Annotated in this window: 28 protein-coding genes and 1 riboswitch; of the genes, 15 read left to right on the forward strand and 13 right to left on the reverse strand. The window is 40.3% G+C overall.

The features are described 5' to 3' along the window. The 3 genes from HPE56_RS02235 to HPE56_RS02245 form a co-directional block, all read right to left on the reverse strand. Entirely contained in the window at positions 1–702 is a 702-nt protein-coding gene (locus tag HPE56_RS02235) for a DUF3307 domain-containing protein (RefSeq protein WP_223170145.1), read from the reverse strand. Then, positions 702–1,313, reverse strand: a complete 612-nt coding sequence (locus tag HPE56_RS02240; protein WP_188242133.1) for a SatD family protein — start codon at positions 1,311–1,313, stop codon at positions 702–704. The genes HPE56_RS02235 and HPE56_RS02240 overlap by 1 nt, the downstream gene beginning before the upstream one ends. Positions 1,314–1,407: 94 nt before the next feature. Beyond that, entirely contained in the window at positions 1,408–1,860 is a 453-nt protein-coding gene (locus tag HPE56_RS02245) for a methyltransferase family protein (protein WP_188242134.1), read from the reverse strand. 165 nt (positions 1,861–2,025) lie between these two features. Here HPE56_RS02245 and HPE56_RS02250 point away from each other — a divergent pair, with 165 nt between their 5' ends. The 6 genes from HPE56_RS02250 (at position 2,026) to HPE56_RS02275 (ending at position 8,642) form a co-directional block, all read left to right on the forward strand. After that, positions 2,026–2,616, forward strand: a complete 591-nt coding sequence (locus tag HPE56_RS02250) for a non-canonical purine NTP diphosphatase (RefSeq protein ID WP_188242135.1) — start codon at positions 2,026–2,028, stop codon at positions 2,614–2,616. Next, positions 2,603–3,247, forward strand: a complete 645-nt coding sequence (locus tag HPE56_RS02255; protein WP_188242136.1) for a DUF4337 domain-containing protein — start codon at positions 2,603–2,605, stop codon at positions 3,245–3,247. The genes HPE56_RS02250 and HPE56_RS02255 overlap by 14 nt, the downstream gene beginning before the upstream one ends. A gap of 148 nt (positions 3,248–3,395) precedes the next feature. Further along, positions 3,396–5,204: a DEAD/DEAH box helicase gene (locus HPE56_RS02260; RefSeq protein WP_188242137.1), complete on the forward strand. Its 1,809-nt coding sequence runs from the start codon at positions 3,396–3,398 to the stop codon at positions 5,202–5,204. A gap of 75 nt (positions 5,205–5,279) precedes the next feature. After that, positions 5,280–6,053, forward strand: a complete 774-nt coding sequence (locus HPE56_RS02265; protein ID WP_109650336.1) for a carboxypeptidase-like regulatory domain-containing protein — start codon at positions 5,280–5,282, stop codon at positions 6,051–6,053. A gap of 49 nt (positions 6,054–6,102) precedes the next feature. Then, positions 6,103–7,797, forward strand: a complete 1,695-nt coding sequence (locus tag HPE56_RS02270; RefSeq protein WP_188242138.1) for an alpha-amylase family glycosyl hydrolase — start codon at positions 6,103–6,105, stop codon at positions 7,795–7,797. A gap of 32 nt (positions 7,798–7,829) precedes the next feature. Beyond that, positions 7,830–8,642 (forward strand): metallophosphoesterase, encoded by an 813-nt coding sequence (locus tag HPE56_RS02275; protein WP_188242139.1) that lies wholly within the window; start codon positions 7,830–7,832, stop codon positions 8,640–8,642. A gap of 256 nt (positions 8,643–8,898) precedes the next feature. On the opposite strand, the gene HPE56_RS02280 is transcribed toward HPE56_RS02275, so the two are convergent. Beyond that, positions 8,899–9,549 carry a TrmH family RNA methyltransferase gene (locus HPE56_RS02280; RefSeq protein WP_188242140.1) on the reverse strand — a complete coding sequence of 217 codons (651 nt, stop codon included), beginning with the start codon at positions 9,547–9,549 and terminating at the stop codon, positions 8,899–8,901. A 33-nt stretch (positions 9,550–9,582) separates the two neighbouring features. Between HPE56_RS02280 and HPE56_RS02285 the strand changes: the two genes are divergently transcribed. Then, positions 9,583–10,275 (forward strand): SIR2 family NAD-dependent protein deacylase, encoded by a 693-nt coding sequence (locus HPE56_RS02285; RefSeq protein WP_188242141.1) that lies wholly within the window; start codon positions 9,583–9,585, stop codon positions 10,273–10,275. Here HPE56_RS02285 and HPE56_RS02290 read toward each other — a convergent pair. Further along, on the reverse strand, positions 10,238–10,711 hold the full coding sequence (locus HPE56_RS02290) for a heme-binding domain-containing protein (protein WP_188242142.1): 474 nt from the start codon (positions 10,709–10,711) through the stop codon (positions 10,238–10,240). The genes HPE56_RS02285 and HPE56_RS02290 overlap by 38 nt on opposite strands. 34 nt (positions 10,712–10,745) lie before the next feature. Here HPE56_RS02290 and HPE56_RS02295 point away from each other — a divergent pair, with 34 nt between their 5' ends. Then, positions 10,746–11,315: an adenylosuccinate lyase gene (locus HPE56_RS02295; protein ID WP_188242143.1), complete on the forward strand. Its 570-nt coding sequence runs from the start codon at positions 10,746–10,748 to the stop codon at positions 11,313–11,315. A 98-nt stretch (positions 11,316–11,413) separates the two neighbouring features. Further along, positions 11,414–12,757 (forward strand): adenylosuccinate lyase, encoded by a 1,344-nt coding sequence (gene purB / locus HPE56_RS02300; protein WP_188242144.1) that lies wholly within the window; start codon positions 11,414–11,416, stop codon positions 12,755–12,757. A gap of 95 nt (positions 12,758–12,852) precedes the next feature. Here purB and HPE56_RS02305 read toward each other — a convergent pair whose 3' ends face one another. The 6 genes from HPE56_RS02305 to HPE56_RS02330 form a co-directional block, all read right to left on the reverse strand. Next, positions 12,853–13,668, reverse strand: a complete 816-nt coding sequence (locus HPE56_RS02305; protein ID WP_188242145.1) for a mechanosensitive ion channel family protein — start codon at positions 13,666–13,668, stop codon at positions 12,853–12,855. Positions 13,669–13,956: 288 nt separating this feature from the next. Beyond that, entirely contained in the window at positions 13,957–14,496 is a 540-nt protein-coding gene (locus tag HPE56_RS02310; RefSeq protein WP_188242146.1) for a DUF4252 domain-containing protein, read from the reverse strand. A 72-nt stretch (positions 14,497–14,568) separates the two neighbouring features. Next, positions 14,569–15,117, reverse strand: coding sequence for a DUF4252 domain-containing protein (locus HPE56_RS02315; RefSeq protein WP_188242147.1), 549 nt, complete (start codon positions 15,115–15,117; stop codon positions 14,569–14,571). A gap of 104 nt (positions 15,118–15,221) precedes the next feature. Then, positions 15,222–15,764 carry a DUF4252 domain-containing protein gene (locus HPE56_RS02320; RefSeq protein WP_188242500.1) on the reverse strand — a complete coding sequence of 181 codons (543 nt, stop codon included), beginning with the start codon at positions 15,762–15,764 and terminating at the stop codon, positions 15,222–15,224. Positions 15,765–15,775: 11 nt separating this feature from the next. Beyond that, a complete protein-coding gene (locus HPE56_RS02325) occupies positions 15,776–16,195 on the reverse strand; it encodes a hypothetical protein (RefSeq protein ID WP_188242148.1) in 420 nt (139 codons plus the stop codon). Continuing rightward, complete coding sequence (locus tag HPE56_RS02330) at positions 16,182–16,691, reverse strand: RNA polymerase sigma factor (protein ID WP_188242149.1); 510 nt, start codon at positions 16,689–16,691, stop codon at positions 16,182–16,184. Before HPE56_RS02330 ends, HPE56_RS02325 begins: the two co-directional genes overlap by 14 nt. A gap of 232 nt (positions 16,692–16,923) precedes the next feature. Between HPE56_RS02330 and HPE56_RS02335 the strand changes: the two genes are divergently transcribed. Continuing rightward, entirely contained in the window at positions 16,924–18,411 is a 1,488-nt protein-coding gene (locus HPE56_RS02335) for a S41 family peptidase (RefSeq protein WP_188242150.1), read from the forward strand. A 78-nt stretch (positions 18,412–18,489) separates the two neighbouring features. Here the strand turns inward: HPE56_RS02335 and HPE56_RS02340 are convergent, their stop codons facing one another. Further along, positions 18,490–19,905, reverse strand: a complete 1,416-nt coding sequence (locus tag HPE56_RS02340) for a Calx-beta domain-containing protein (protein WP_188242151.1) — start codon at positions 19,903–19,905, stop codon at positions 18,490–18,492. Positions 19,906–19,910: 5 nt separating this feature from the next. Beyond that, positions 19,911–21,740 carry a TonB-dependent receptor plug domain-containing protein gene (locus HPE56_RS02345; protein WP_188242152.1) on the reverse strand — a complete coding sequence of 610 codons (1,830 nt, stop codon included), beginning with the start codon at positions 21,738–21,740 and terminating at the stop codon, positions 19,911–19,913. 34 nt (positions 21,741–21,774) lie between these two features. Next, a riboswitch (cobalamin riboswitch) is annotated at positions 21,775–21,999 on the reverse strand. A gap of 233 nt (positions 22,000–22,232) precedes the next feature. Here HPE56_RS02345 and HPE56_RS02350 point away from each other — a divergent pair. The 5 genes from HPE56_RS02350 to HPE56_RS02370 all read left to right on the forward strand — a co-directional run bounded on the left by HPE56_RS02350 (position 22,233) and on the right by HPE56_RS02370 (position 26,990). Further along, on the forward strand, positions 22,233–23,381 hold the full coding sequence (locus HPE56_RS02350; RefSeq protein WP_188242153.1) for an ABC transporter substrate-binding protein: 1,149 nt from the start codon (positions 22,233–22,235) through the stop codon (positions 23,379–23,381). After that, entirely contained in the window at positions 23,382–24,413 is a 1,032-nt protein-coding gene (locus HPE56_RS02355; RefSeq protein WP_188242154.1) for a FecCD family ABC transporter permease, read from the forward strand. A gap of 7 nt (positions 24,414–24,420) precedes the next feature. After that, positions 24,421–25,218, forward strand: a complete 798-nt coding sequence (locus tag HPE56_RS02360) for an ABC transporter ATP-binding protein (protein WP_188242155.1) — start codon at positions 24,421–24,423, stop codon at positions 25,216–25,218. A 63-nt stretch (positions 25,219–25,281) separates the two neighbouring features. After that, positions 25,282–26,628, forward strand: coding sequence for a DNA recombination protein RmuC (gene rmuC / locus HPE56_RS02365; RefSeq protein WP_188242156.1), 1,347 nt, complete (start codon positions 25,282–25,284; stop codon positions 26,626–26,628). Then, positions 26,625–26,990, forward strand: a complete 366-nt coding sequence (locus tag HPE56_RS02370; protein ID WP_188242157.1) for a 6-phosphogluconate dehydrogenase — start codon at positions 26,625–26,627, stop codon at positions 26,988–26,990. The genes rmuC and HPE56_RS02370 overlap by 4 nt, the downstream gene beginning before the upstream one ends.

Raw genomic sequence — 26,990 nt, forward strand, 5'->3', positions numbered from 1 at the left:
CTATGAACTAAAATTCATATACAGGATACCCGTTATGATGGCAAAGCCAAAACTCAGTAATGTGCCGATCAAAATATATTCGGTAAGTTTTCGATTGTTACTTTCCTTAAGATCATTGAACCTAAAGACCGATTTTGCCGTAATCAATAATCCGATGGCCTCCCATCTACCCAATATTATGAAAGTAAGCACAAACAACCTTTCTATTATACCAATATACTTACCGGCATTCGGCAATGACTTATGATCCAATTCGATCTTACTCGACATACCTTCCAACAAAACACCCATTATGATTGCCGTGGGATAGCTTACAAAAACGATGGCCGTAACCAAGGGCCAATTTATCATATCTATCAAAAGTAAGGTATGCTCATATAGATTTTCGTAATAGACACAGGTATATAGGACCGCTATATGTAATATTTGATCGATAAAAAATGGAATGGTTTTTCGCTTGAACAATGGATTTGCATACAGCTTGGCCAAATCCAAAACATAATGGGACAAGGTTATGGCTACAACGATCTTCCAATAGCTTAAATCCCATAACAACAACATCATTAGTGCAGCATGAAGCAGTACATGTAGGTATAGGTATTTTGATGTTATCTTATTTGCTTCCTTATGGATCACCCAACGGAGAGGTTGCAATAAAAAATCCCCGATCAAATGGGCCAATAAAAGTTTCGTGAACAGCATTATTCCTTAATGGTATTTATGGTGGTTTGATAATATGCCAATAATTCCAAGACCAAATCCAATCTGGCCCTCTTGGTTCTTTGGCTTACCGCCGATTGTTTTATATGTAATTGATCGGCCAAGTTTTGTTGGGATGTATTGGGGTGACTCAAGCTCAGGTACACCATTTCTGCGGAAACCGTACTCCAATCATCCATAAAATCCGAGGCAAGTTTCAGCATAAGGTTCAAAGTACGGTTATAGGCCACATCTGCCGTTGTCAACATTAAATTGACTTTGCTTTCCTTTAATACCTCCAAGGTTGTTCCCGATCGTTGATAGGCCGTACCATTGGATTCACTTACACCGGCACCGATAAACGATTCATCACCTACGCCAATGCCCATGCGAATATCTAGCCCTTTTATGGTTTTCACCAGGGCCTTTACCTTAATTGCCGCGAATAAGGCTTCCGTTACCGGTATTCGCAATTGGATTTCATCCCCCCGATAAATCTCCCATGTTGTTGGGGTATCCCCCCATTGGGAGAGGCATGACTTTAATTTAGCCATCCATTCGGTTGAATCATACCCTCTGGAATTAACAATATCGCCTGTAATTACTGCTATCATTTTATTATCTAAAAAGCTAATATTAATTATTTATAAGCTAATTTACTAATATTTATTGTTATAAGCTAAATATGTAATGAAAAAAGACACCTACTTAAAACCACCGTCTAACCTGTGTACAATAGTGGCGGAATTCCTTTCCATAGGTAGCAGCCAATTCCCCCTCCTCCGGAATAATCTGAAACCTGTTCATATACCCTACAAAACCAGCGGCCAATAAGGTATTAAAAGCATTGCCCAACCAAAGTCCCCATGCCAATAAAACCATTAAAAGCGCCAAGTACATCGGGTTTCTTGAGTATTTATATATACCTTTTGTAACCATGGAGGAAACCTTCGCTGGTGTTCTGGGGTCAACGGATGTTTTTACGACATAAAATTGTATTACTGAGACCAACCCCACTAGTGCCCCCGATCCCACTAAAAAAAAGGCCAAAAATTGCCTGCCAAAAAAATCAAAATCACCAAAAGGCAGCACAATCGACAACACGTACATCAGTATTGAGAATATCACAAAAACAAGTACAGGGGGTAGTTTCAACTTCATAAATCTAATCAAATAATGGTAAATAAAATTACTACTTTTACGCCAGTTAAAATTACCCCCCAATTCTTTCCTTACCGAAATCACGCTATTACTTTGGCATGAATCCGTTAGAATAGGCGCATTCATTAGGGCCACACCATAAAATGAAATTTTGAAATTATTGCTATGAAATTGGTTTTTGCCACACATAATCAAAACAAGGTAAAAGAGGTGCAAGCCTTACTACCTAAAAACATATCCCTTTTATCATTGACCGATATCGGTTGTAATGAAGAAATACCTGAAACCGGGAAAACCCTAAAGGAAAACGCCATTATAAAAGCCGATTTCGTCACAAAACATTTCGGTTTGCCGTGTTTTGCAGATGATACAGGTTTATTGGTTGACGCATTGAATGGCGCCCCTGGCGTATATTCCGCCCGTTACGCAGGGGAACAAGGGAATTCCGATAACAATATGGACAAACTACTATCCGAATTAAAATCAAAAACCCATAGATCCGCAAGGTTTGAAACCGTAATTGCCCTAAACCTTGAAAATAGTCAGCATATTTTCACAGGCACTGTTGAAGGAGATATCATCGACGAAAAAAAAGGCGATAAAGGTTTTGGATACGACCCCATTTTTAGGCCAAAAAACTATTCACAAACCTTTGCCGAACTTCCAATGGATGTAAAAAACAAAATCAGTCACCGTGGTAAGGCCATTCAAGAATTACTAATTTTCCTAAAGCGTTTAGCCAATGATACCGAGTAATAAAAAAGGGGAAACCATAGAGGTTTCGGTTGCTTCTGAAAACGCGGAGGCCATAGGTGGGGTACTTATTGCCTTTTTTGCCGCCCTAATGGCCATTGCCCAGATGGTAAACGGGGAATTGGAAGAAGAAATGATGATAGCCCACAATAAAGTGGTCAACTATTCAAACTGGTATCAATCCAAAAGCATTAAAGAAAGTCTTAAGGAAAGTGAACTCCATTACCTTGAGACCCTTATAGAGGCCGGTTTGATTTCAGAAGAAAACCAAGAGGTAATAACCTCAAAAATCACAACTACCAGTTCTAAAATAAAAAAGTACGATGCCGAAAAGACAGAAATATTGCTTGGATCATCGAACATACCCAAAGAAAAATGGGCACAGGACCTAGACGGGGAAATGGGTGCAATCATCGGTATTAAGGAATGGGAGCTATTGGCCAATGAATATGATATTGCTACACAAAAATTCGATATTGGGATGTTGTTCTTTCAAATAAGTATCGTTCTTGGAGCTATTTGTATCATCATTTATGACAATCCGAAATTACAGAGAGGTTTTGTATTTCTTATGGTACTCTTTGGTATCATTGGGTTTACCCTATCTATTTATGGTTATTATTTAGCTCCTTAGGGCCCAATATACCCATGTAAATAAATAACTGTACCTTTGCACTTTTAATAATTGCCGCCGGTATGGCACGTGTTGCGCTGAGTCTAATGGGTTATAAACGATAATCGCTCTATACAACACACATATTTGCGATTAAGTAATAAACATTATGACAAAATTTGAAGCACTGGGACTACAGAAGTCCCTATTGGACGCTGTTACCGATTTAGGATTTGAAACCCCATCAGAAGTACAGGAAAAAGCAATCCCCATTTTATTGGAGAAAGAGATTGATTTGGTTGCCTTAGCCCAAACAGGAACAGGTAAAACCGCCGCTTTTGGCTTTCCGCTCATCCAAAAAATACAAAGTGACAGCAGAACAACCCAAGGGTTGATCCTCTCCCCCACCAGGGAACTCTGTTTACAGATTACCAACGAATTGAAACTATACGCTAAGTATGAGAAAAACATCAATGTCGTTGCCATCTACGGTGGTGCAAGTATAACAGATCAGGCCAAACAAGTAAAAAGAGGCGCTCAGATTGTGGTTGCCACACCGGGCCGAATGAAAGATATGATAGGCCGTCGACTCGTTGACATCTCTAAAATTGATTATTGTATTCTAGATGAGGCCGATGAAATGTTGAACATGGGCTTTTTTGAGGATATCAAGGATATTCTTTCGAACACTCCCAAGGAGAAATCCACTTGGTTGTTTTCGGCCACCATGCCGAAAGAAGTTTCGGTTATTGCCAAAAAATTCATGCATAACCCAAAAGAAATTACCGTAGGTGATAAGAATTCGGGTGCAACGACTGTACAGCATGAATACTATGTTGTTGGAGGACGAGATCGTTATTCTGCCTTAAAAAGATTGGCAGACACCAATCCTAATATCTTCTCTGTTATCTTTTGCCGAACAAAACGGGATACCCAAAAAGTTGCCGAAAAGCTTATTGAGGATGGCTATAATGCAGGGGCACTACATGGCGACCTAAGTCAGAACCAAAGGGATTTGGTCATGAACTCCTTTCGAAAAAAGCAAATACAAATGTTGGTCGCTACGGATGTGGCTGCCAGGGGTATCGATGTAGATGACATCACCCACGTGATCAACTATCAACTGCCCGATGAAATAGAAACCTACACACACCGAAGTGGTCGAACAGGCCGTGCTGGTAAATCAGGTATTTCCATGGTCATCGTAACCCGAAGTGAGTTGCGAAAGATAAAATCCATTGAAAACAAAATAAAGCAGAAATTCCTTCAGAAAACCATTCCTACGGGAATAGAAATCTGTGAGATCCAGCTTTACCACTTAGCCAATAAAATAAAGGACACGGAAATCAACGAAGAGGTAGAAAGTTATTTACCTGCTATCAATGATGTATTCAAGGACCTTGACCGTGAAGAACTTATAAAGAAAATCATCTCTGTAGAATTTACCCGTTTCTTCAATTACTACAATAAGACCCGGGATCTGAACAGCGCCGATGCAGGTAGCAGTGGTGAAAGACATAGCGAACGCGGCGGTGATGTTCCAACAAGTGGTTCGGTTCGTTACTTTATCAACGTTGGTGAAAAAGACGGATATGACTGGATGTCGTTGAAGGATTTCATCCGTGATACGGTAGGTCTTGACAAGGACGATGTTTTCAAGGTCGACGTAAAAGAGAGCTTTTCGTTTTTCAACACTGATGCGGAAGCCACTGAAAAAATATTGGCCACTTTCACCGAATTTAAGGTTGATGGAAGATTCGTAAATGTTGAAGTATCCAAAAATCCCGGTGGTGGCGGTGGCCGAGGTGGAAGGGACAGAAAAAGAAGCGGAGGCGGAGGCAGCAAAGACCGTAGCCGATCATCTAGCAGAAGCAGGGACCGGAATAGTTCTGGAAAAGGAAGGGATAGAAAATCTTCTGAAGGCGGCGCTACATATTCGGGCAAAAGAAGGAGTAAACGCAAAAGTGATTTCTTTTAGTTAATTGTATATTAAAAATACGATTCTTAGTCTTTTTTGTTTTGATTAGTACCCAATTATTCGGATTTTAGACCAATGATAAAATATATTACCATTGCCTTTCTATTCATAGGTATTATGGGGTTTTCCCAAGAAACCGAATCAGAGGCGCAAACATTCAGTGCAATCATTGTGAATGCACAGACAGACAAGCCTTTAGAAAGTGTCCATGTCGTAAATCTAAACAAGGTATTGGGTACAATTACCAATCAGCGAGGTGAGTTTTCAATAACCGCCTCCGTAAACGATACCTTGTATTTTTCCTATCTCGGTTTTAAATCGCAGAAAATAAGGGTAACCAATGACATGTTCAAGTTCGAGGATACCAAAATCTCGCTTACCGAATTGGCATATGCCTTGGAGGAGGTCATTGTACGCCCATACCAACTTACCGGCTACCTGGAAATAGACGTCAAAAATGTGCCCATCAATAATGCCTACCAGTATAGTATTTCTGGACTGAACGTAGGTTATGAAGGAGGAAATAAGAACCCCAGTGCCGTAACCAAGGTGCTTGGTGCGATTTTGAATCCTGCCGATTTATTACGGAACCTCTTCGGAAAAAAACCCAATCAAATGCGAAAGCTAAGACAGGTTAAGGAAGATGATGCCATACGCGATCTTCTTGCCTCGAAATTTGACAGGGAAACCCTTACGGAATTGCTTCAGATTGAAAAAGTGGATATCGAGGATATCCTTAACAATTGCAGTTATTCCAAATCTTTTATCACCACGGCAAATGATTTGCAGATCCTAGATGCCATCAGTAGTTGTTATGAAGAGTTCAAGGTGCTAAATAGGAAGAAATAAATTTTCTTATTCCCCCTGCATTTTATAGCTTTAACCAAAATACACAACTATGCGTCGACTATTGGTATTGATTTTGGTTTTGGCCTTTTTCTACTGCTGTAAACCAGAGAAAAAAGAAGCGATAAAACAACCCGAAATCGTTGCTAATCAAAGTAGTCCGGAAGCTACGGAAACGGTTCCTTTCGTTTGGGAAGGTGCCAATATATACTTTTTGCTTACAGACCGTTTTAACAACGGCAACACTACAAACGATGTAAATTTCGAAAGAACGAATGAAACCGGTGAACTCAGAGGGTTCATGGGAGGTGATTTGGAAGGCATTACCCAAAAGATAGAGGAAGGTTATTTTTCCGATTTGGGCATTAATGCCATTTGGTTCACCCCTGTTGTTGAACAAATTCACGGTGACACTGACGAATCCACTGGGAATACTTATGGTTACCACGGGTATTGGGCAAAGGATTGGACTGCCTTAGACCCCAATTTCGGTACCAAGAAGGATTTGGAAAAATTGGTGAAAACCGCCCATAAAAATGGTATCCGTGTTTTGATGGATGTGGTTTTAAACCATACCGGACCGGTTACCGACAAAGACCCTGTATGGCCAGAGGAATGGGTAAGGACCAAGCCTACCTGTGAATTTACGACCTATGAGAATACAACGGCATGTACATTGGTAGACAATCTTCCCGACATTTATACAGAATCCGATGAGAATGTTCGGTTACCTGATGCCCTTTTGGCCAAATGGAAGACCGAAGGGCGTATCAGTACAGAACTCGATGAGTTGCAACTTTTCTTTGATCGTACCGGTTACCCTAGGGCTCCCCGTTTCTATATCATAAAATGGTTGACGGATTACGTCAATGACCTGGGTATCGATGGGTTTAGGGTGGATACCGTTAAACATGTTAATGAGAATGCCTGGTCCGAACTTTATAAAGAAGCTTCGGCAGCCTTTGAATCCTGGAAAAAGAAACATCCGAACAACGTTTTGGATGACAATCCCTTCTACATGGTCGGTGAGGTATACAATTATAATATCTCGAACGGAAGATTGTTCGATCTTGGTGATAAAAAAGTAGATTATTTCAATCATGGATTCAAGAGCTTAATCAATTTTGAACTGAAACAAGACGCTGATATGGATTACGAATCCATATTCAAAAAATACAACAAGCTTTTGCATACAGACCTTAAAGGCAAAAGTGTTCTTAACTATCTAACGTCCCATGATGATGGCAATCCCTATGATAAGGATCGCAAGAAACCCATTAGGGCCGCGAATGTACTACTACTTACACCAGGGGCCTCACAAGTATATTACGGGGATGAATCCTCCAGGGACCTAACGATAGAGGGAGCGGTTGGTGATGCTACCTTACGGTCCTTTATGAACTGGAAAGACCAAGACAGTTTGCCCGGGACCAAGAATATTTTAGCCCATTGGCAAAAATTAGGCAAATTCAGAAAGAACCACCCGGCAATCGGTGCTGGCAAACACAAAAGACTTTCCAAAACGCCGTATGTCTTTAGCAGAACCTATATCAATGATGATTTTAAGGATAAGGTTGTTGTGGGCTTGGACCTTCCAATAGGTAAGAAATCACTATCGGTCAAGGGATTCTTCGGTGATGGCACAAAATTGCATGACACCTATTCAGACACCTATATGGAAGTTCAGGATGGTAAAGCCATCTTTGAGAGCGGGTTTGATATTGCTTTATTGGAATTGGCCCAGTAATTAGAAATACTAAATCCACATTTTGATGAAAAATGAAATTAAGTAGAAGAGGCTTTGTGATAAAGTTTTTCTTAGGTGTTTTCGGATTGTTTTTTTTGGATGCATTTTGGTTAGAACAATATTTTATTGAATGGAATATATTTGACGTTTCCAATGGGAACCAAAATAAAATTAAGGCTATTCAATTGAGTGATCTTCATCTCAAGGAAATAAAAAAAGTCCATAAAACAGTTGCCGAACGTATCAATAAAGAACATCCTGATGTTCTGCTGATTACCGGGGACTCCATTACAAGGAATTCGAGAATACCATTGTTAAGTGAATTCCTATCACTTCTTGATTATAAAATTAAAAAAATAGCCATATTGGGTAACAAGGAATATTCGGGCCGTGTCAACCTAAAAGATTTAAGAGAAACCTTAGATTCCCATAATGGCATCCTATTAATCAACGAATCTTATGTTTTTGATATTAAATCAAGAAAATTAAACATATTGGGCGTAGATGATTTTGTATTTGGGAAACCCGATTTTGCCAGAGCCTCCCGAGAAATCGACTACAAATTGCCCACGGTTGTCCTAAACCACTGTCCTGCTTATCGAAAGACAATTGATGAAATAAGTTCTTCCTTAGATTTAAAACCAACGATTCTATCGGGACATACCCATGGTGGTCAAATAACCTTTTTTGGCATTCCTTTAATGACACCTTATGGAAGTGGCGAATATGTAAAAGGTTGGTACCCCAGTGAGACCTCCCAAATGTATGTTTCAAAAGGGGTAGGCACAACAATTCTCCCCATTCGGTTTGGAGCCCGTGCCGAAGCATCAATCCTCTATTTTTAGGATTATTTTTGCGAATGCAAAGCGATTCTATTACCCTCAGTATCCTTTATCAAGGCTATAAAACCATATCCACCCCCTATTTCCGTCTTTTGCTTAAGTATGGTGCCAGAAGCCCCTTCAACCCGGCTAAGCTCTTTGGTGAGATCTTCACAAGTAATACATACTAGAGGCCCACGATTCCTATCAGGACATAAAATAGTATATACATTTGTCTATCAATTGATTACTTACCATTAAATATAGTGAATATTTATATTCACTCGTAATATCGTGATAATATATCATCAATACTTCTGATGGATTTTTTGGTCCAATCCAATCGTTTATCAAGTTTCTCAGCATCACTTAAATGCCAAGGCAACTGTTGTTTTTTCATTTTTGAGGTAAGATGCTGCAAAATAATCGCTGCAGATACGGATATATTCAGGCTCTCCGTAAACCCAACCATCGGTATTTTCAAAAAACCATCAGCCTCCCTAATTACTTCTGCACTAAGTCCTTCTTTTTCCGTACCAAAAAACAATGCTGTTTTATCCTCGATTACAAATTCCTCAAGATAACAGGAATCGTTATGCGGTGTCGTTGCAATAATCCGATAACCTTGCTTCCGTAAATCGGAAATACAGGATTGTGTGTTCCCATGTCGATATACATCGACCCATTTCTGGGCACCCATAGCTATGTTCTTATCCAATCGCTTCCCAAAACGACTTTCAATGACATGGGCCGTCTGCAATCCGAAAACCTCACAGCTCCGGATTACGGCACTCGTATTATGGAATTGGAAAACATCCTCAATGGCAACCGTTATGAATTTAGTACGTTCCTCCAGTACTTTTATAAAACGTTCCTTTCTTTCTTCCGAAATAAATTCTTCGAGATAGTCTAAAAGTTGTTGATTTAACATAAATCGAATATAAGAAAAGTCTAATTTTATACCATGAAAAAAAATGTGGTAATCCTAACAGGTGCTGGAATGAGTGCTGAAAGTGGACTTAAGACTTTCCGTGATGCCGATGGTTTATGGGAAGGACATGATGTAATGGAGGTAGCTTCCCCCCAAGGGTTTTCGAGAAACCCCCAATTGGTATTGGATTTTTACAACCAACGTAGACGGCAATTGTTGCAGGTCTCCCCCAATAAAGCACATAAGGCACTGGTGACCCTTGAGGAAAAATACAATGTAAACATCATTACCCAAAATGTAGACGACCTTCACGAAAGGGCTGGCAGTACGAATGTGGTTCATCTCCATGGGGAACTTTTGAAAGTTCGGAGTACAGGTGGTGGAGACCCAATTCCCTGGCGTAAAGACCTTGTCTTGGGTGACCGCTGTGAAAGGGGATATCAATTACGCCCACATATCGTCTGGTTTGGTGAAGACGTGCCACTCATGGGCAAAGCCATGGAATTGACCTCTAAAGCCGATTTCTTGATCATTATCGGCACATCGATGAAGGTCTATCCCGCTGCTAGTTTAATTGACTTTGCTCCCCCGGGAACCCCCATATATTTCATCGATCCAAAACCATCGATTGAAAACCGCTCTAAACATAACCTAAAGGTAATTCCTGAAAACGCAACGAAGGGTGTTCCTATTGCGGTTGCTGATTTAATTGATAAAGCACCCTAGAACGCTTGGCCCATTCGATTACCGCATTCATTTGATCGGCAGTCAGTTGAGCCTCGGAATGTATCCAAGTATACGACTTTAGGGGCATTTCGCCATTTTCGAGAACCTCGACAACCTCCTCGAGCTTATGACTTTTTCTTTTCCCTGAATAAGTATCCCAAGTCGAGAAATTCAATTCGTCCTTTCCTTCATCCACATGCTTGGAAAGTAAAAATGAAATGGGTGCGACTGTATTGTACCACGGGTAACGGGTGTTATCACTATGACAATCGTAACAAGCATTCTGCAGAACCATTCGAACCTCGGGTGAGGGATTGGTTTCCTTTAAAAAATCTGCTGTATGATTGCCCTGCGACAAATTCCTTTGAGGACGGTAAAATTGCATGGCAATTAGTATCAATAGAAGTGTTACTCCTATTTTTTTCATTATTTTCATTGGGGCGAACATTTAATCAAAAATACAAATAATTGTGACTCAGGACGACTTGATAAAATCTTTGGATTATGTAAATGCTACAAGGGAAAAACGCATGCATATGGCCCATTTGGTCTTACAAAAACCCGAATTGATCGAACCCTTGCTGCAAATCGCTTTTAAAGGTAAAGCCCCTATATGCAACAAGGCCTGTTGGATATTGGAATTTGTCCTCAAGAAAGACCTAAACCCCATCTTGCCTTATATCGACATTTTTACCAAAAATATACATCTCCTGAAACTCGATTCCTCAGTGCGGCCCATGGCCAAAATATGCGAGATAATCACAAAAGCCTATTATTCGAAAAAACAGAATGAAATTAAATCGGTATTAACCCCTAAACACCTCGAACTTATAGGCAGTACCTGTTTTGATTGGCTAATTGGGGAATACAAAGTCGCTGCAAAAGCTTATTCCATGACCTCGTTATTGCTTTTAGGCCGTACTTTTGATTGGATACACCCTGAATTGAAAATGGTTTTGGAGCGAAACTATGCCTCGGGGAGTTCTGCCTATAAAGCGAGGGCAAGAATGACCCTTGAAAGGCTCAACCCCCTGAAATAGTGTTGAAAAGAATATGCAAACAATGTTTTGCAAACCTTTTAAACTCCCTTATGAATAAGTATCTTTGCTGCTTTTAACCAAAATCAAGCACATCAGCCATGTCACTATCCCAATTGAATGCCATTTCACCGATTGACGGTCGATATCGAAATAAAACGGTTTCCTTATCCCCTTATTTTTCTGAGGAAGGATTGATAAAATACCGGGTCCTTGTTGAAATAGAGTATTTTATCGCACTCTGTGAGCTTCCCCTACCCCAACTTGAATCGTTTGACACCTCAAAATTCGATGCATTAAGGGATCTCTACAAAAAATTCGATTCATCCGATGCACAGGCCATCAAGGATATTGAAAAGACCACCAACCATGATGTGAAGGCTGTTGAGTATTTTATCAAAGATGCCTTTGATACTTTGGGTTTAAGTAAACATAAGGAATTCATCCATTTTGGATTGACCTCCCAGGATATTAACAATACGGCCATTCCCTTGTCGATCAAAGAGGCCATGAATGATGTGTATGTACCCCTTTACTTTGATGTCGTCGACAGATTGAAGGAATTGGTGAAGGAATGGGCAAATGTGCCCTTATTGGCCAGAACCCATGGCCAACCCGCTTCCCCAACCCGTTTAGGCAAAGAGATAGAGGTTTATGTAACGCGATTGAATGAACAATTCAATTTATTGAATGATGTTCCCAGTGCCGCAAAATTTGGTGGGGCAACGGGTAATTATAACGCACACAAAATAGCCTATCCCAATATCGACTGGAAAGTCTTTGGCCAAAAATTCGTGCAAGAGAAATTGGGGCTGTATCATTCTTTTCCAACAACACAGATCGAGCATTATGACCATATGGCCGCACTGTTCGATACCTTAAAACGTATTAATACCATCGTCTTGGATTTGGACAGGGATTTCTGGACCTATGTTTCCATGGACTATTTTAAACAAAAAATAAAGGAAGGGGAAGTTGGATCATCGGCCATGCCCCATAAAGTCAATCCCATTGATTTTGAGAATTCAGAAGGCAACCTCGGTATCGCCAATGCGATCTTTGAACATTTGTCGGCCAAATTGCCGCTATCAAGATTACAACGTGATTTGACGGATAGTACGGTACTAAGAAATGTAGGTGTTCCCTTTGGGCATACCCTAATTGCTTTCCAATCAACCTTGAAAGGATTGAACAAACTTCTTTTGAACCAAGAGAAGATTGAATTGGACCTAGAGAACAATTGGGCCGTAGTAGCCGAAGCCATACAGACCATATTGAGAAGGGAAGGGTATCCGAACCCTTATGAGGCCTTAAAGGGGCTAACACGCACCAATGCGAAAATAAACCAGGCAACCATTTCCGATTTCATTGACACTTTGGAAGTTTCGGATAGTATCAAGGCCGAGTTGAAAGTAATCACCCCTGCGAATTATACAGGAATCTAAATGAGTTGTTAATCAGATCAACCCATTGAATAGACCTATAAAAAAAGCCCCCATACAATCGTTGTATGGGGGCTTTTTATTATAAATGATTTTAATTATCCTTCCTTGTGGATTTCCACGGAGTGTGGGTAAGGAATTTCAATACCAGCTTTATCCAACGCCAGTTTACAGTTTTCCAAAGTACCGAAATATACATCCCAATAATGTTCTGGTTTACAGAAAGGACGTACGGCAAAGTTTACAGAACTATCGGCCAATTCAGAAACATTTACTGAAGGCGCCGGGTCCTTTAAAACCAATGGATTTGAGGTTAACACCTCTAATAGAACTTCTTTGGTCTTTTTGATATCCTCCCCGTAACCTACCCCTATGGTCGTATCTACGCGAATTACACCTTCTGCAGTATAATTAACGATATTCCCATTGGCCATGGCCCCATTGGGTATTATGGCCAGTTTATTCTGAGGTGTAGTCATTTTAGTCGTGAAGATCTCAATATCTTTTACAACCCCCAATTCGCCTTGGGCCTCGATAAGATCCCCAATTTTATAAGGTTTGAAAATCATGATCAAAACACCACCTGCGAAATTCGAAAGTGAACCTTGTAAGGCTAAACCAACAGCCAAACCGGCAGCGGCTATTACTGCTGCGAAAGTGGTAACATCAACCCCTAATTGGGAAATGACCACAAGAATCAAAAATATCTTTAAGGCCCACGAGATTAAATTCAATAAAAAACCTTGTAGGGATTCATCGTATTTGCTTTTGGCCATCATTTTTCGCGACGCACCCACAATCTTCTTGATTATCCAAGCGCCGATGATGTAAATCAGAATTGCCGTCAATAATTTTGGTCCAAATTCTTTGGCCAATTCTATGCCATAATTAAACCATTCTGTTGCTTTTTCCATTTTTAATAAAGTGTTATAGTTAATAGTGTCACGAAGGTAATGATTAGTCGCCAAAACCATGAAGCATGACCCCTACTAATTTCATGCAAAAAACAAAAGAACGACCCGTGCTCAAGAGGGTAAACCGAAGTGGTCCTTAAAAGATATTTCGAACGGGTTTGCGTAACCTGACCGGACATTACCGAATAAAATAATGATAAAAAACAGCAAATAACCCCTTAAAGAGGTCATAGCCTGTAATTTATTCTTTCTTAATAACATACGGATATTACGAATAGGCAAGTGTTTTTAACTTTTGATGAAATCCGCAATTTTGTTTAGCCCCTCCCCCTTGTAATCCGATTTTTGGATGGCTTGTATAAACTTCGCCAGATTTGCCGGTTTCATATTGTTTCCCAAGACCCTGATCAGCATAAAGCCTTTCTCATCGTTGTCGCCATATATAATTACCTCATCGATTACCTCATCATTACCCATGTATTTAACAACGCCTTTACCATAGCTGGTATTGATCTTCATTAAATCGATGAATTTCCCATTCTTTAAAATGGCCTTTACGTTGGCCTTTTCCACCTCAAACTCCACCGAATTGGCCTCATTTTTTTTAAATGCCAATACGTTCATTTTTTTCAATGAATTCAAGGCTTCCCGTTCAGCCTCACTTAAATCCACTTTATCCATATTCAAAAGACTGGCCGGAAGGTCTACGGATAGAAAATTGGGGTTGTCCGAATTATCGACAAAATACTCCTGAAGGCTTTGGGTCGATGTACAGCTACCTGCAACCAATACAACAATGACCAATAGGCCTTTTATTACTTTTTTCATTCTTTATGATTTATTAGTTGAGTCTCGTTATGAAAATCGGTCGCCAAGGTTAATGGCAACCGATCTTGGATTTTACCTATTATGCTTTCCTGCTTTATTCAACTCTTGGGGCAGATCCATCTTCTTGGTCAATGCACTGATTTGGTTTAAATCGATATCCCCGGTCATGGAGACCAATACCGTTTCGAACTTTCTGCCATTTACATCCACATCCATATTTTTCAGCCCTGAGACGAACATCAACAATTCGGTGACATGGTCTTTTTTCTTTCCGTTTCTGATATAAAACTTCACGTTTACATCCTTGTCCTTGACCCGCATCAACTCTTCCAAAGAGGATGAACGCAAGTATTTGCGAACGGTTGCGGACATATCGGCCGCTACACCCTTATTCTCTGTAATAAAGACCTTTATCCCGTCTATTCCCCGGGCCATTTCCACAAAGTCCTTGGCTTCCTTATCGTCTTCCAGGCTGCCGATGGTGGTTAGAAGGTCTATCATTCCCTTATTTACTATTACGGAGCCCACATGGTCCATATCCTCAAATTTATCAAAGATGGATTGGGAGAAACCTGTTAAAGGTAATAAGGCGATTGCTAAAATTAAGGTGATTTTTTTCATGATTGTCGTTTTTTCTGCCTGTTGGCATTTTGATTATTGATGATTGATTGATGAATGTGGTGGCTCAAGTGGTTTATACTTTGAACCACCACGTTTTTTTGATTTTAATTCTTTTTTCCGGCTTCGTTCAATTCTTCCGGTAGGTTCATCTTTTTGGTCAATGAACCTATTTTACGTAAGTCAATGTCGCCGGTCAATGAAAGTAAAACGGTTTCGAACTTTCTTCCGTTCACCTCTACATCATTATTGATTCCCGTTACGAACATCAACAACTCACTGACATGGTTTTCGTCCTTACCACTTTTGATATAGAACTTAACGTTGGCATCCTTGTCCTTAACCCGCATAAGTTCCTCTAACTGCGCGCTTTTAAGGTATTGGTTCATGGTCTTCAACATATCCGCGGAGATATTCTTATCCTCGGTAATGAAAACCTTGAGGTTCTTAAGACTTTTGGCGATATCCATAAAGTCCTTTGCTTCGGGGTCATCTACCTCTACGTCTATATTGGACAGCAACCGGAACATACTCTGGTTGACCACTACGGCACTTACATTGTCCAGATCTTCGAATTTATCGAAGGCAGACTGTGAAAAGCCCAGTATGGGCAAAACTGCCAATGCCATTGTAATTATAATTTTCTTCATCATTTTCTGTATTAATTTTTGTTGTAAATCTTTTGTGTTGCGTTTTCAAATTCCTTTAAATAAGCCACTTTTTCGGTACCTCTACTAAAGTTATCGGCCAAAAGGGTCAACGCTTTTTTTGTTTCATTGTAGGCAAACTCGGCTTCTTTCTTTTCCTGGTATTCCTTACCAAAGTATATGCCGAATAACAAAACGGCCATTGCGGCTATGGAAAGCCACCTGTAGTTTATGTTTCTTTTCTTCAAGGGCAACCCTTTGGTATACCGTTCTTCCTTCGCTGCGGAAAAATATTGGAACATAGGTGCATATTGCTTTAGATGTGATGCTACACTTTCCTGTGAGAAATATGCCCTTAACTCTTTCTCTTCGCCAATGGAAGTGGAAGCTTCAAGATATTTTTCCAATAATTTTTCTATTCTATCCAATTCCATAACTGTGTTTTTGCATTAATTTTTCCCTTACTGTTTTACGGGCCCGTGATAAAGCCACCCGTATTGCCGTTGGTTTCATGTTCAATAATTCACCGATCTCGTCAAAATCATATTCCTCAACATCCCGTAGCTGTAAAACCAATTTTTGTTGTTCGGGCAGTTCCTCCATAATCTTTTCCACCCATCCAAGACTGTCCTTGGCCTCTACCTGTTTCTGCAACGAAGAATTATTATCCCCGTAATTACTATGGACCAGCTTTAGGTTTCCAGCTTGTTTTGATTTTAACCGGTCCAAACAAAAGTTCTTGGTCATCGTCATGGCAAAAGCCTCTACATTTTTGTATTTACCGATGTTTTCATTTTTTGACCACAACTTCATCAGGATTTCCTGGGTGGCATCCTCAGCCTCTTCCCTGGAGACCAGTAGGCGTTTTGCCAACCTATAGAGTTTATCCTTAAAAGGCATAACCACATTTAGAAATTCCGATTGTTTCATTCCTTTGGTTCGTTGTTCGTAGTACTTCTTCCTCGTCTACATAAGCAAGACGAAGTACAACTAATTTTGTTACAAATAATTTTTATTTCCTGTTATTGTCTTTAAATTGGGCATCCAAACAACAATAAGTTGCGTATATAATTTATTCAAAAGTAAGTAAGTCCCCCTTTTCTTCTTTCAATTTATGGAATGGTAATTGCGGTTCTCTACGAAATATTGCAAAAGAAAATTTATGAAAAAGTATGTTTTGTTATTCCTTTCCCTTGGAATACTATTGGTTTCCTGTAAAAAAAGTGATGATGACCTTACCCCTCCCGATGGCATTGACCCAGACTCTGCTGAAGTAGAAGTACAGGATTTTATGTGGAAAGCCATGAATTTTTGGTATTTCTGGCAAGAAGATGTTCCTAATCTAGCGGATGACAAATTCCCAAATACCGATGAAGGAATAGACGCTTATACAGAATTCCTGTCGTCAGAATCAGATCCGGGGACTTTCTTTGATGATCAATTATTATATTCCGAAGATCGCTTTAGTTTTTACTCGGACGATTATAGGGAATTGACACAGTCGTTTGCTGGAATCAGTAAAAGTAACGGACTTGAATTTGGATTGGTCAAATTCAGTGATAGCGATGATGTCTTTGGTTATGTCTGGTATATTATACCCAATTCGGATGCCGCCACAAAGGATATTTCCCGTGGTGATCTCTTTACCGGGGTTGATGGACAAACCCTGAATGTATCAAATTACACGGACCTCCTATTTGGGGACAATGATACCTATACCCTGAACATGGCTGATATCGCCAACGACCAAATTACACCTAACGATAAAGAGGTAACCCTAACTAAATTTGAGGGCTTGGTGGAAAATCCCGTTTTCCTTTCCAAAATCCTTGAAATTGGTGGTGAAAAAATCGGATACCTTGTATACAATAGGTTCACCAACGAATTTGACGAGGATCTCAACGACGTGTTCGGTGAATTTAAAGCCGATGGCGTAACGAATCTCGTATTGGACCTTCGTTATAACCCGGGAGGATCGGTCAATTCAGCACGTTTATTATCAAGTATGGTTTATGGAACGAACAAAGAGGAATTATTCTTAAGACAACGCTGGAACTCGAAAATACAAGGACAGTTGAGCGATTCGCAATTAACGGATTACTTTGCAGAAAAAACCAGTGATGGCTCCTCTGTAAATACACTTAACCTTTCCAAGGTATATATCATTGCGACCAATAGTTCCGCTTCGGCCAGTGAATTGGTCATAAATGGGCTCGCCCCTTATGTCGATGTCGTACATATCGGGGAAACTACAAGAGGGAAGAATGAATTTTCCTTGACCATGGTAGATGACTTCGACGGCAGCTACATTTACAATGCAGAGCGCGAAAGTAAGATCAACCCCGACAACCAATGGGCCATTCAACCTTTAGTGGGTAGAAACGAAAATGCCGATGGCTTTTCCGACTACACCTCTGGTCTGGTTCCCGATATTGAGCTTGAAGAAGATTTAGAGAACCTAGGAGCTTGGGGTGACCCCAATGAGCCTTTATTGGCCAGGGCCATACAGGAGATTACCGGAGCAACCGGCAAACGTGGTTTTCAGGTAAAAATGCCGGCAAACGTTATGACAAACTCTAAAATGTTCTCTGTTCTAAAGGATAATATGTTCTTGGACAAACCCATGCAAATGGGAAATATTCCTCAATAAACAAAAAGGTACTCCATAAAAAAAGGGCTCTATAACTAGAGCCCTTTTTCATTTATCCTTATTGATCTGTTAAAGCGATTAACGTTCTGCTGTACCATTAAAATAGATACCTGCAGGGATAATGGAAACCTCTTTGGATACCAATAACGAATTATCGTTTAGGTCATAGACTTCCAAAGAACCATTACTAGTATAATCCTTGGCATCAACACCATAAAGCTTACCATCATTCACAGTCATATCATAAAAATTAAGATCCGTGATTTTAGCTGTTTCAGGAAGGGCTGTCGCCGAAGTTTCCATGCCATAAACCGAACCTGACATAAAATAATAAAGACTACTACCATCAACAACCAATGCTCCTGGGTGTTCTGCCGCTGCAAAATCAAAAGTACCGGCAACAGTATTGTCCGCAGTATTTATTTTATCCAATTGGGCCAAGGTCTCATTACCTGTCCAAGCAGGATTACCTCCAGAAAGTACCCATAGGTTTCCTTCAGCATCCACTTGTAGGGAATTTGGACGATCACCAACGGTAACGGTAGTGGTTACCATATTTGTAGTCGCGTCAATAACGGTAACGATATTATTTTGGTTATACCCCCCTTGCATAGCTACATAAATCGTATTTTCCTTAACTATAAGTTGTTCGGGACCTTCTGCAACCGGAATCTTGGCGGTTACCGTATTTTCTTCTAGATCGATCACAGCAACATAATCATCGTCAGGATTACTACCATCCCCCCAATTGGTCACATATCCCTTTCCATTGGCAAAAACCATATAGCGAGGGTTTGAAAGTTCCATATCAATTGTGGCGACAGACTCAAACGTATACCGATTGACAACTTCCACTTTTTGTGAATTATTCACAACAATATATCCAAATTCCTCATTAAAGGCCATACTCTGGATAACATCTGCCCAAGCATCAACATCGTTTACTGTTTTGAAAACTTCATTTTGTACTGTCGTATAATCATTGGAAATAAAGGAAACCGAGGCATTACCCTGGAAAAAATTACCTTCATGGGTAACTATAATCCCATTTTCATAGGGATAGGAGTCATTATCGGTAATGGTAAGGGTAACCGAATCTTTTAAACCAATAACAAGGTCTTCCCCCCCTGTTATGGTCTTAATGGTTACGATAATTTCTTCTGATGGCTCTACCTCGTCGTCATCAATAAGCGTAAGGCTTTGGGATACGGAAAGATCACCAGCAGGTAGTACCACTGAACCGGATAGCGCTTCATAATCCACACCGGAAGTAGCGGAACCTGATACTTCATAAGTAATGGTTACATCCGTCCCATTGGCCAATGCCGTACCAAAATCAATATCAACCACACCTGCCCCTTCGTCATAGGTATCGGTAGTTGTTGACACCTCAATCGCCCCTATGATAGGTTGATCGTCATCATCATCATTGTCGCATCCTACAAATACGAACGATGCCAGTGCTGCTGTAATAAAAAAATGTTTGAATTTCATTGGTCTTAAAAATTTAAAATTAATTGTGATTGAATATTTCTGTTTGGCATTGGACGTAATGCTATATTTTCATAATAAGTGTCGTACACGTTGTTGAAGCTAAGGCCAAGCGTATATTTTATCTTTTTTTGAAGGGTACCTGTATAATTTATCCCGACATTGGCCACATCATAACCATCCAACTCCCCTCCAATGATGGATACAGGACCATTATAGAGATGCTGATAAAACACGTTAAAATGGGATAGGCTATAGGAAAAGGAGGCATTAGCCTTATGAAACGGGACATAAATCAGTTGTTCCTTGGTCGATTGGTCTTCAGAAACGGTATAGGCGTAGTTCGCTTTGAATGCCACCTTTTGGTGCTTACCGATATCATAACCAAGACCTAGTTCCCCTTCCGCACCATAAATACGTACATCATCAATATTTATTGGGGACCAGATTCCATTGCTACCAGGTAGCCATTTGATCATATCCTTGGTAGTGATATAATAACCATTTAGATTGAAGGTAACCCCTCCAAACTGCAGACGATGTCCCAAATCAACTTGATACGATTGTTCGGCCAATAAATCCAGATTACCCCCAGGCTGCCAGTAAAGGTCATTAAAAGTAGGCGTCCTAAAGTTCTTTGAAGCATTCAACTGAATATCATAATGCCTATTGACGGTGTACTTTCCATCCAACGAAAAAACCAAAGGACTGCTGTAGTCCGAGGAAAAATCCTGTCGTAAACTCACATTGTAAACCAATTTAGGGGAAACCTGATGCTTAAGCAATGCGGTTGCAGAGAAATCATTTCGGTTGGGGTCTCCAAAACTATCACCTTCTCCCTTATAATTATCGAATTCTAAAAAAGAGTTTAATCTAAAGGCTTTTGATAATTTCATGTCCAATGAATACCGAGCCAAAAAGGTCGATACTTTCCCAAAGGAATGGTTATCAGAATCTTTATTCTCATAATATCTGAATTCTTCCTGTAAATAGGCCACCTTTACCTTTGAAATCGTCTTTTCGCCAAAACGGCCCCACTCCAATTGGGTACGATACTGATTGTCTTTGTACTTGCTTCTACCCACTGATACAAGGGTTCCCGACAAATTCCTGTCCCCGATAAAGCTTTGATGGTATAATCGCAGTACCTGTTTTTCAGAAAGCACATAGCCCGCATTGAAATTAAAGTTCAATTGTTCAAACTCCCCATTGACATTCTTTTCGTCGGTTTTTAAATATTCATAGTCGTTATCCGATTTTTTATAATTGACCCCAAAATTGGAAGACCATCGCGAATCGCCATAACTTTGGGCGTAATTGATGTTTTTGGTTTCAAAACTTCCGTATCCCAAAACAACCCGATGATCAAAATGGGAATCGAACCGAAGGTCGTTATTCAGGTGAACGCTTCCCCCAATGGCACCAGATCCATATTGAACACTGCCACCTCCACTGCGGATACCTATTGAATTATAACTTAAGGGATCTATGGTATTAAAATCGACCTGTCCGTTCAATTGGGAATTGATATTTATCCCATTCCAAATTACTGCCGTATGGGAAGCATTGGTCCCCCTAAAAGCGGGAGACGAAACCATCCCATAACCATTTTCCTTAAAATAAATATTGGAATTGAAGGCCAACAGGGAGGTTAGGGAATTATTTTGACGTTTTATGGTACTATCCCTTAATTCCGTAACCTTATGTCCTTCCGCATATCGTTTTAACCGAATATCGGAAACAACCACTTCCTTTAATTTGATTATGGGGTTCTCTTGTGCAAAAGCACTGTTCAGGCTTACAAAAACAATAAAGGATAGTAATAGCGTTTTCTTCATACCAATGACCTTTTACCCGAAAGTCTATCGAAATTCTTAGTTTGTGAACTTGGCAGGTCTCCTGACTTGCAATTTGCGATACAACCTTCCCGATATTCTCAGTGGTATAAAGTGTATGGCAGCTATTCTTCATCGAATAGGTACTGAATAATGCGTTCAGCACATGCTTACAGTTGCGGGAACAGTTCCAGATTTTCACTGGATTCCCTTTTAATTTAGTCACCGTGAAAGTGACAAAACCAAATTCGGGGCAAAATTAAACTAAAAAATTACTTATCCTCCTTTTTTTTACTAAGTTTTACGGCCAACCAGATAAAGCCCACCACGAAGTGAAGTATTATAATCCCTGCGACTATATAAATGATGGTATTGGAGCTATCGCGCATGCTTGAATTTTTAACAAAAGTAAAATACTATCCATTCTAGAATTGTGACATTTGTTACCTTGCGGTCATTTTAACCAAACATACTAAGAATACAACCCACATCAAAATGAGATCCACTGTACTGCTTTCCCTGATTTTCTGTTTGTTTCTTTCCTGTAAGGAAAAGACAAAGGATACCTTGCCACCAACATTGGAATCCAAAACCATTGCTATTGAATATGCAAAAGGATTTACCATAGAAAAAACAGGTTCTGGGGTTACCATTATCACGGTTTCCTCTCCTTGGCCCAATGCCAAGACCAATTTTAAATATGCGCTGGTCCCCAAAGACAAAATGGCCTCGATTACCCTAAACCAAGAAGAATATAATGCCATAATCGGGGTACCCGTAAACAATATCGTCACGACTTCGACCACGCACATCCCATCATTGGAATCCCTTGGGGTTATTGATGCCTTAAAGGGCTTTCCGGACACCCAGTATGTATCTTCGGTGAAAACCCGGGAACTTATAGAGGCTGGCAAAATAAAGGAATTGGGGAACAATGAAACCATCAATACCGAAATGGTCATTGAATTGAATCCAGAGGTTGTTTTCGGTTTCACTATCAATAACCAAAACAAAGCCTATGAGACCTTACAACGTTCCAATATCCCTGTAGTTTACAATGGGGACTGGACAGAGGAAACCCCTTTGGGCAAAGCGGAATGGATCAAGTTTTTTGCTCCCTTCTTTCAAAAGGAACAAGTGGCAGACAGTATTTTCAAGGAGATTTCCGATGCCTACAACGAAGTGAAATCGATGGCGAAGAACTCAAAGAACAAACCTACTGTTTTAAGTGGCGCCCTTTATAAGGATGTATGGTACCTACCTGGTGGGAATAGCTGGGGTGCCATGTTTTTGAAGGATGCCAATGTAGTTTACCCTTGGTCCACAACGGATCAGACCGGTAGCCTTAATTTAAGTATAGAAAGTGTTTTGGCCAAGGGCATAGATACCGATTATTGGATTTCACCATCCCAATTCACTTCCTATCAGGAAATGGAAGACGCCAATCGACATTACCTAAAATTTAAGGCTTTCCAAAATAAGAATGTATATACCTTTGCAAAAACAAAAGGTGCAACTGGTGGTTTACTTTATTTTGAGTTGGGACCCAATAGGCCCGATTTAATATTGAAAGATCTTATCCATATATTCCACCCTGAAATATTGCCCGAACATGAATTGTTTTTCTTTAAGCCGTTGAATTAATTGGAAAATACCGCTAAATACAAAGTTTCTTTACTCCTACTGGTACTGGCATTGGCTATTTGTTTTGTGTTGAACATTAGCCTTGGTTCCGTATCCATTCCCTTTAAGGGCACTTTAAATGTAATTCTTGGGCGCGAAGTTGCCCATGATTCATGGGAATATATCGTTTGGAATTATCGTATCCCCAAAGCTTTCACCGCTATTCTTGTGGGCAGTGGACTTGCCCTCAGCGGGCTTTTGATGCAAACCCTGTTCAGAAACCCCTTAGCAGGCCCTTTTGTATTGGGAATCAGCTCAGGTGCGAGTTTAGGGGCAGCTTTATTGATTATGGGCAGTGCCCTAATTTCCAGTTTGTTTTCCTATGGAATGGTCAACGATGTTTCTTTGGCTGTAGCCGCCAGTATCGGAAGTTTTTCCGTTCTTTTGGTGGTGGTGGTGGTTTCTTACCGTATCAAGGACACTATGGCCCTGTTGATCATAGGCCTCATGTTCGGAAGCATAACGGCCGCAATTGTTAGCGTGCTTTCCTATTTTACCGATGCCGAGAAACTGCAACAATACATTTATTGGTCCTTTGGTAGTGTGGGCAACCTCTCCTGGTCCCAATTACTGCTACTATTGATCATTATCCTTATTGGGATTGTCCTAAGTATTGTATCCATAAAACCCTTGAATGCATTTCTTTTGGGGGAAAACTATGCCCAAAGTTTGGGGGTCAACCTAAAAAGATCCCGTTATAAAATCATTATTGCCACGGGATTGTTGGCCGGGGGCATTACCGCTTTTGCTGGTCCGATTGCCTTTATCGGATTGGCAGTACCCCATTTGACGAGACAAATATTCAATACCACAGACCATAAGGTTTTGGTCCCCGCTGTACTGGTCTATGGTGCCATTTTAATGTTGATATGCGATACCATAGCCCAATTGCCCACTTCAGCAAATGTATTGCCCATCAACGCCATTACCTCCATCGTGGGTGCCCCCGTGGTCATTTGGCTATTGGTAAGAAAAAAGAAAATGATCTTTTAATGAAGGTATGAACAAGAAAATAATAGCACATACCGCCCTAAAAGTCAAAGACCTAAGTATTGGTTACTTCTCGAAAAAGAGTACCACCGTAATCGCTGACGGGATAAACTTTCAGTTACAGCAAGGGGAATTGGCCGCAATCATCGGGGTAAACGGTATTGGAAAGTCGACCCTACTGAGAACATTAGGAAACGTACAAGCGAAATTGTCGGGTTCAATACAATTGGATGGAAAGGACTTAAAGAGTTATACACCGATTGAAATGGCATCGACCATAAGTGTGGTACTCACCGAGCCTCTAGCCTCAAAAAACCTTACGGTCATAGAACTTATTGCCTTAGGAAGGCAGCCCTATACCAATTGGATCGGTAGATTATCGGAAACGGACAAAACCAAGATACAAGAAGCTATTGGCATGGTAGGACTACAGTCCTTAAAAAACAAAAAATGTTACGAGCTTAGTGATGGGCAACTGCAACGGGTTATGATCGCAAGGGCTTTGGCCCAAGACACTTCGATCATATTATTGGATGAACCCACCTCCCATTTAGACCTTCACCACAAGGTTCAAATTTTAAAACTTCTAAAGCATATTGCCCATAAAACCTCTAAAACCATATTGGTGACCAGTCATGAGATTGAAATGGCCATACAGCTTTGTGACAAGATCCTTATCATGAACAAGGGTTCCCATGAGTTCGGCGAGCCCTGTGAATTGATCCAAAAAAAGTCTTTTGAACGACTTTTCCCATCTGATACGGTGACATTCGATCCAAAAACAGGTTCATTTAAAATAAAAAAGTAACCCTGGGTGGTTTAAATTTTTAAAGTCAAACCTTTATCTTTACTCCAAAGAAGTATTACCCTAATGAATGTATATCTCATATATCTGCTTATTGGACTCATATGCCTGGCCATTGGTTATTTCTTGGGCAATTACATCCAAAACCTAAAAACAAAATCGAACCAAAGCACCTTGGAAGAGGAAATTAGACAGCTTGCGCTTTCCAATACCAATTTGGAAAATCGGATCCTAAGCCTGGAAAATGAAAAAGACGAACTGCGTTCGGAAAAGGAACACCTAGGCAATGAAATTGTTAGATACCAGTCGGACTTAGAGCATTTGGACTTGAAGAACAAGGAACAAAAGGCGGAAGTCGAAAAATTACAGGAAAAGTTCACCAAGGAATTTGAGAATTTAGCCAATAAGATCTTGGATGAAAAAAGCACCAAATTTACCGAGCAGAACCAAATAAACATCAAAAACCTGCTCTCACCCCTACAGGAAAAAATAAAAACGTTTGAAGAAAAGGTAGAGACTTCACAAAAAGAAAGTATCAGTATGCACTCTGCCTTAAAAGAACAGTTGCTCAACCTTCAAAGTCAAAACCTTAAAATCACCCAAGAAGCTGAAAACTTGACCAAAGCCCTTAAAGGGGATAGTAAAATGCAAGGGAATTGGGGCGAATTGGTCTTGGAGCGTGTTCTTGAAAAATCAGGTTTGGAAAAAGACCGCGAATATTCCGTTCAACAAAGTTTTACCCGTGAGGATGGATCCCGTGTACTACCCGATGTCATCATCAACCTTCCGGATGGGAAAAAGATGGTGGTCGATTCCAAGGTATCACTCACCGACTATGAGCGTTATATCAATGCAGAGGATGACTTACGGGAGAAATTCCTAAAAGACCATATCAACTCCATTCGTAGGCACGTAGACCAATTATCCGCCAAAAAATATGAGGATCTGTACGAAATGGAGAGTCCCGACTTTGTCTTGATGTTCATTCCCATAGAACCAGCTTTTGCCATTGCAATAAACCATGACAACTCCCTGTACAACAAGGCTTTTGAACAGAATATCGTAATTGTGACACCATCTACCCTATTGGCCACTTTACGGACCATCGATAGCATGTGGAACAACGAAAAACATCAAAGAAATGCCATTGAAATTGCCCGGCAAGCTGGAGCTCTATATGACAAATTCGAAGGTTTTGTGACCGACTTGACCAGAGTGGGCAAAAAAATGGACGAAGCCAAGAGTGAGTACAAAGGCGCCATGAATAAATTAGTAGAAGGTCGTGGCAATTTAGTGACCAGTATCGAAAAACTCAAAAAAATGGGGGCCAAAGCTAAAAAATCCCTTCCAGAACCTATTCTGAAACGCGCCCAGGAAGATGATTTTGAGGAAGAACCTAAACTTAAGTTATGAAAAAAGCCTTTGTATTGACCCTAACGGCCATCGTGATCATTTTTCTTTTGATATACGCTTTTATTTACTTTGTGCCTTATAGTGAAGGGGTCCGTTCCGGTGAATTGATCAAAGTAAGCCGTAAAGGGGTCTTTGCCAAAACTTGGGAAGGTGAAATAAGCCAAGGGATTTCAGGGGCCCAAATATTCTCTTTTTCCATACTTGACAAGGATAAGGAAACCATTGACAAACTGAAGCAATATCAAGGGAATTACGTAAAACTGGTGTATGTTGAACGTTATGCCACTTTTTTCTGGTTGGGGGACACCAAGTTCTTCGTTACCAATGTTGAGAAAGAACAATCACCGCATTTTAGACAATAG

The sequence above is a fragment of the Maribacter aquimaris genome, assembly GCF_014596745.1.
GTDB classification, from domain to species: Bacteria; Bacteroidota; Bacteroidia; order Flavobacteriales; family Flavobacteriaceae; genus Maribacter_A; species Maribacter_A aquimaris.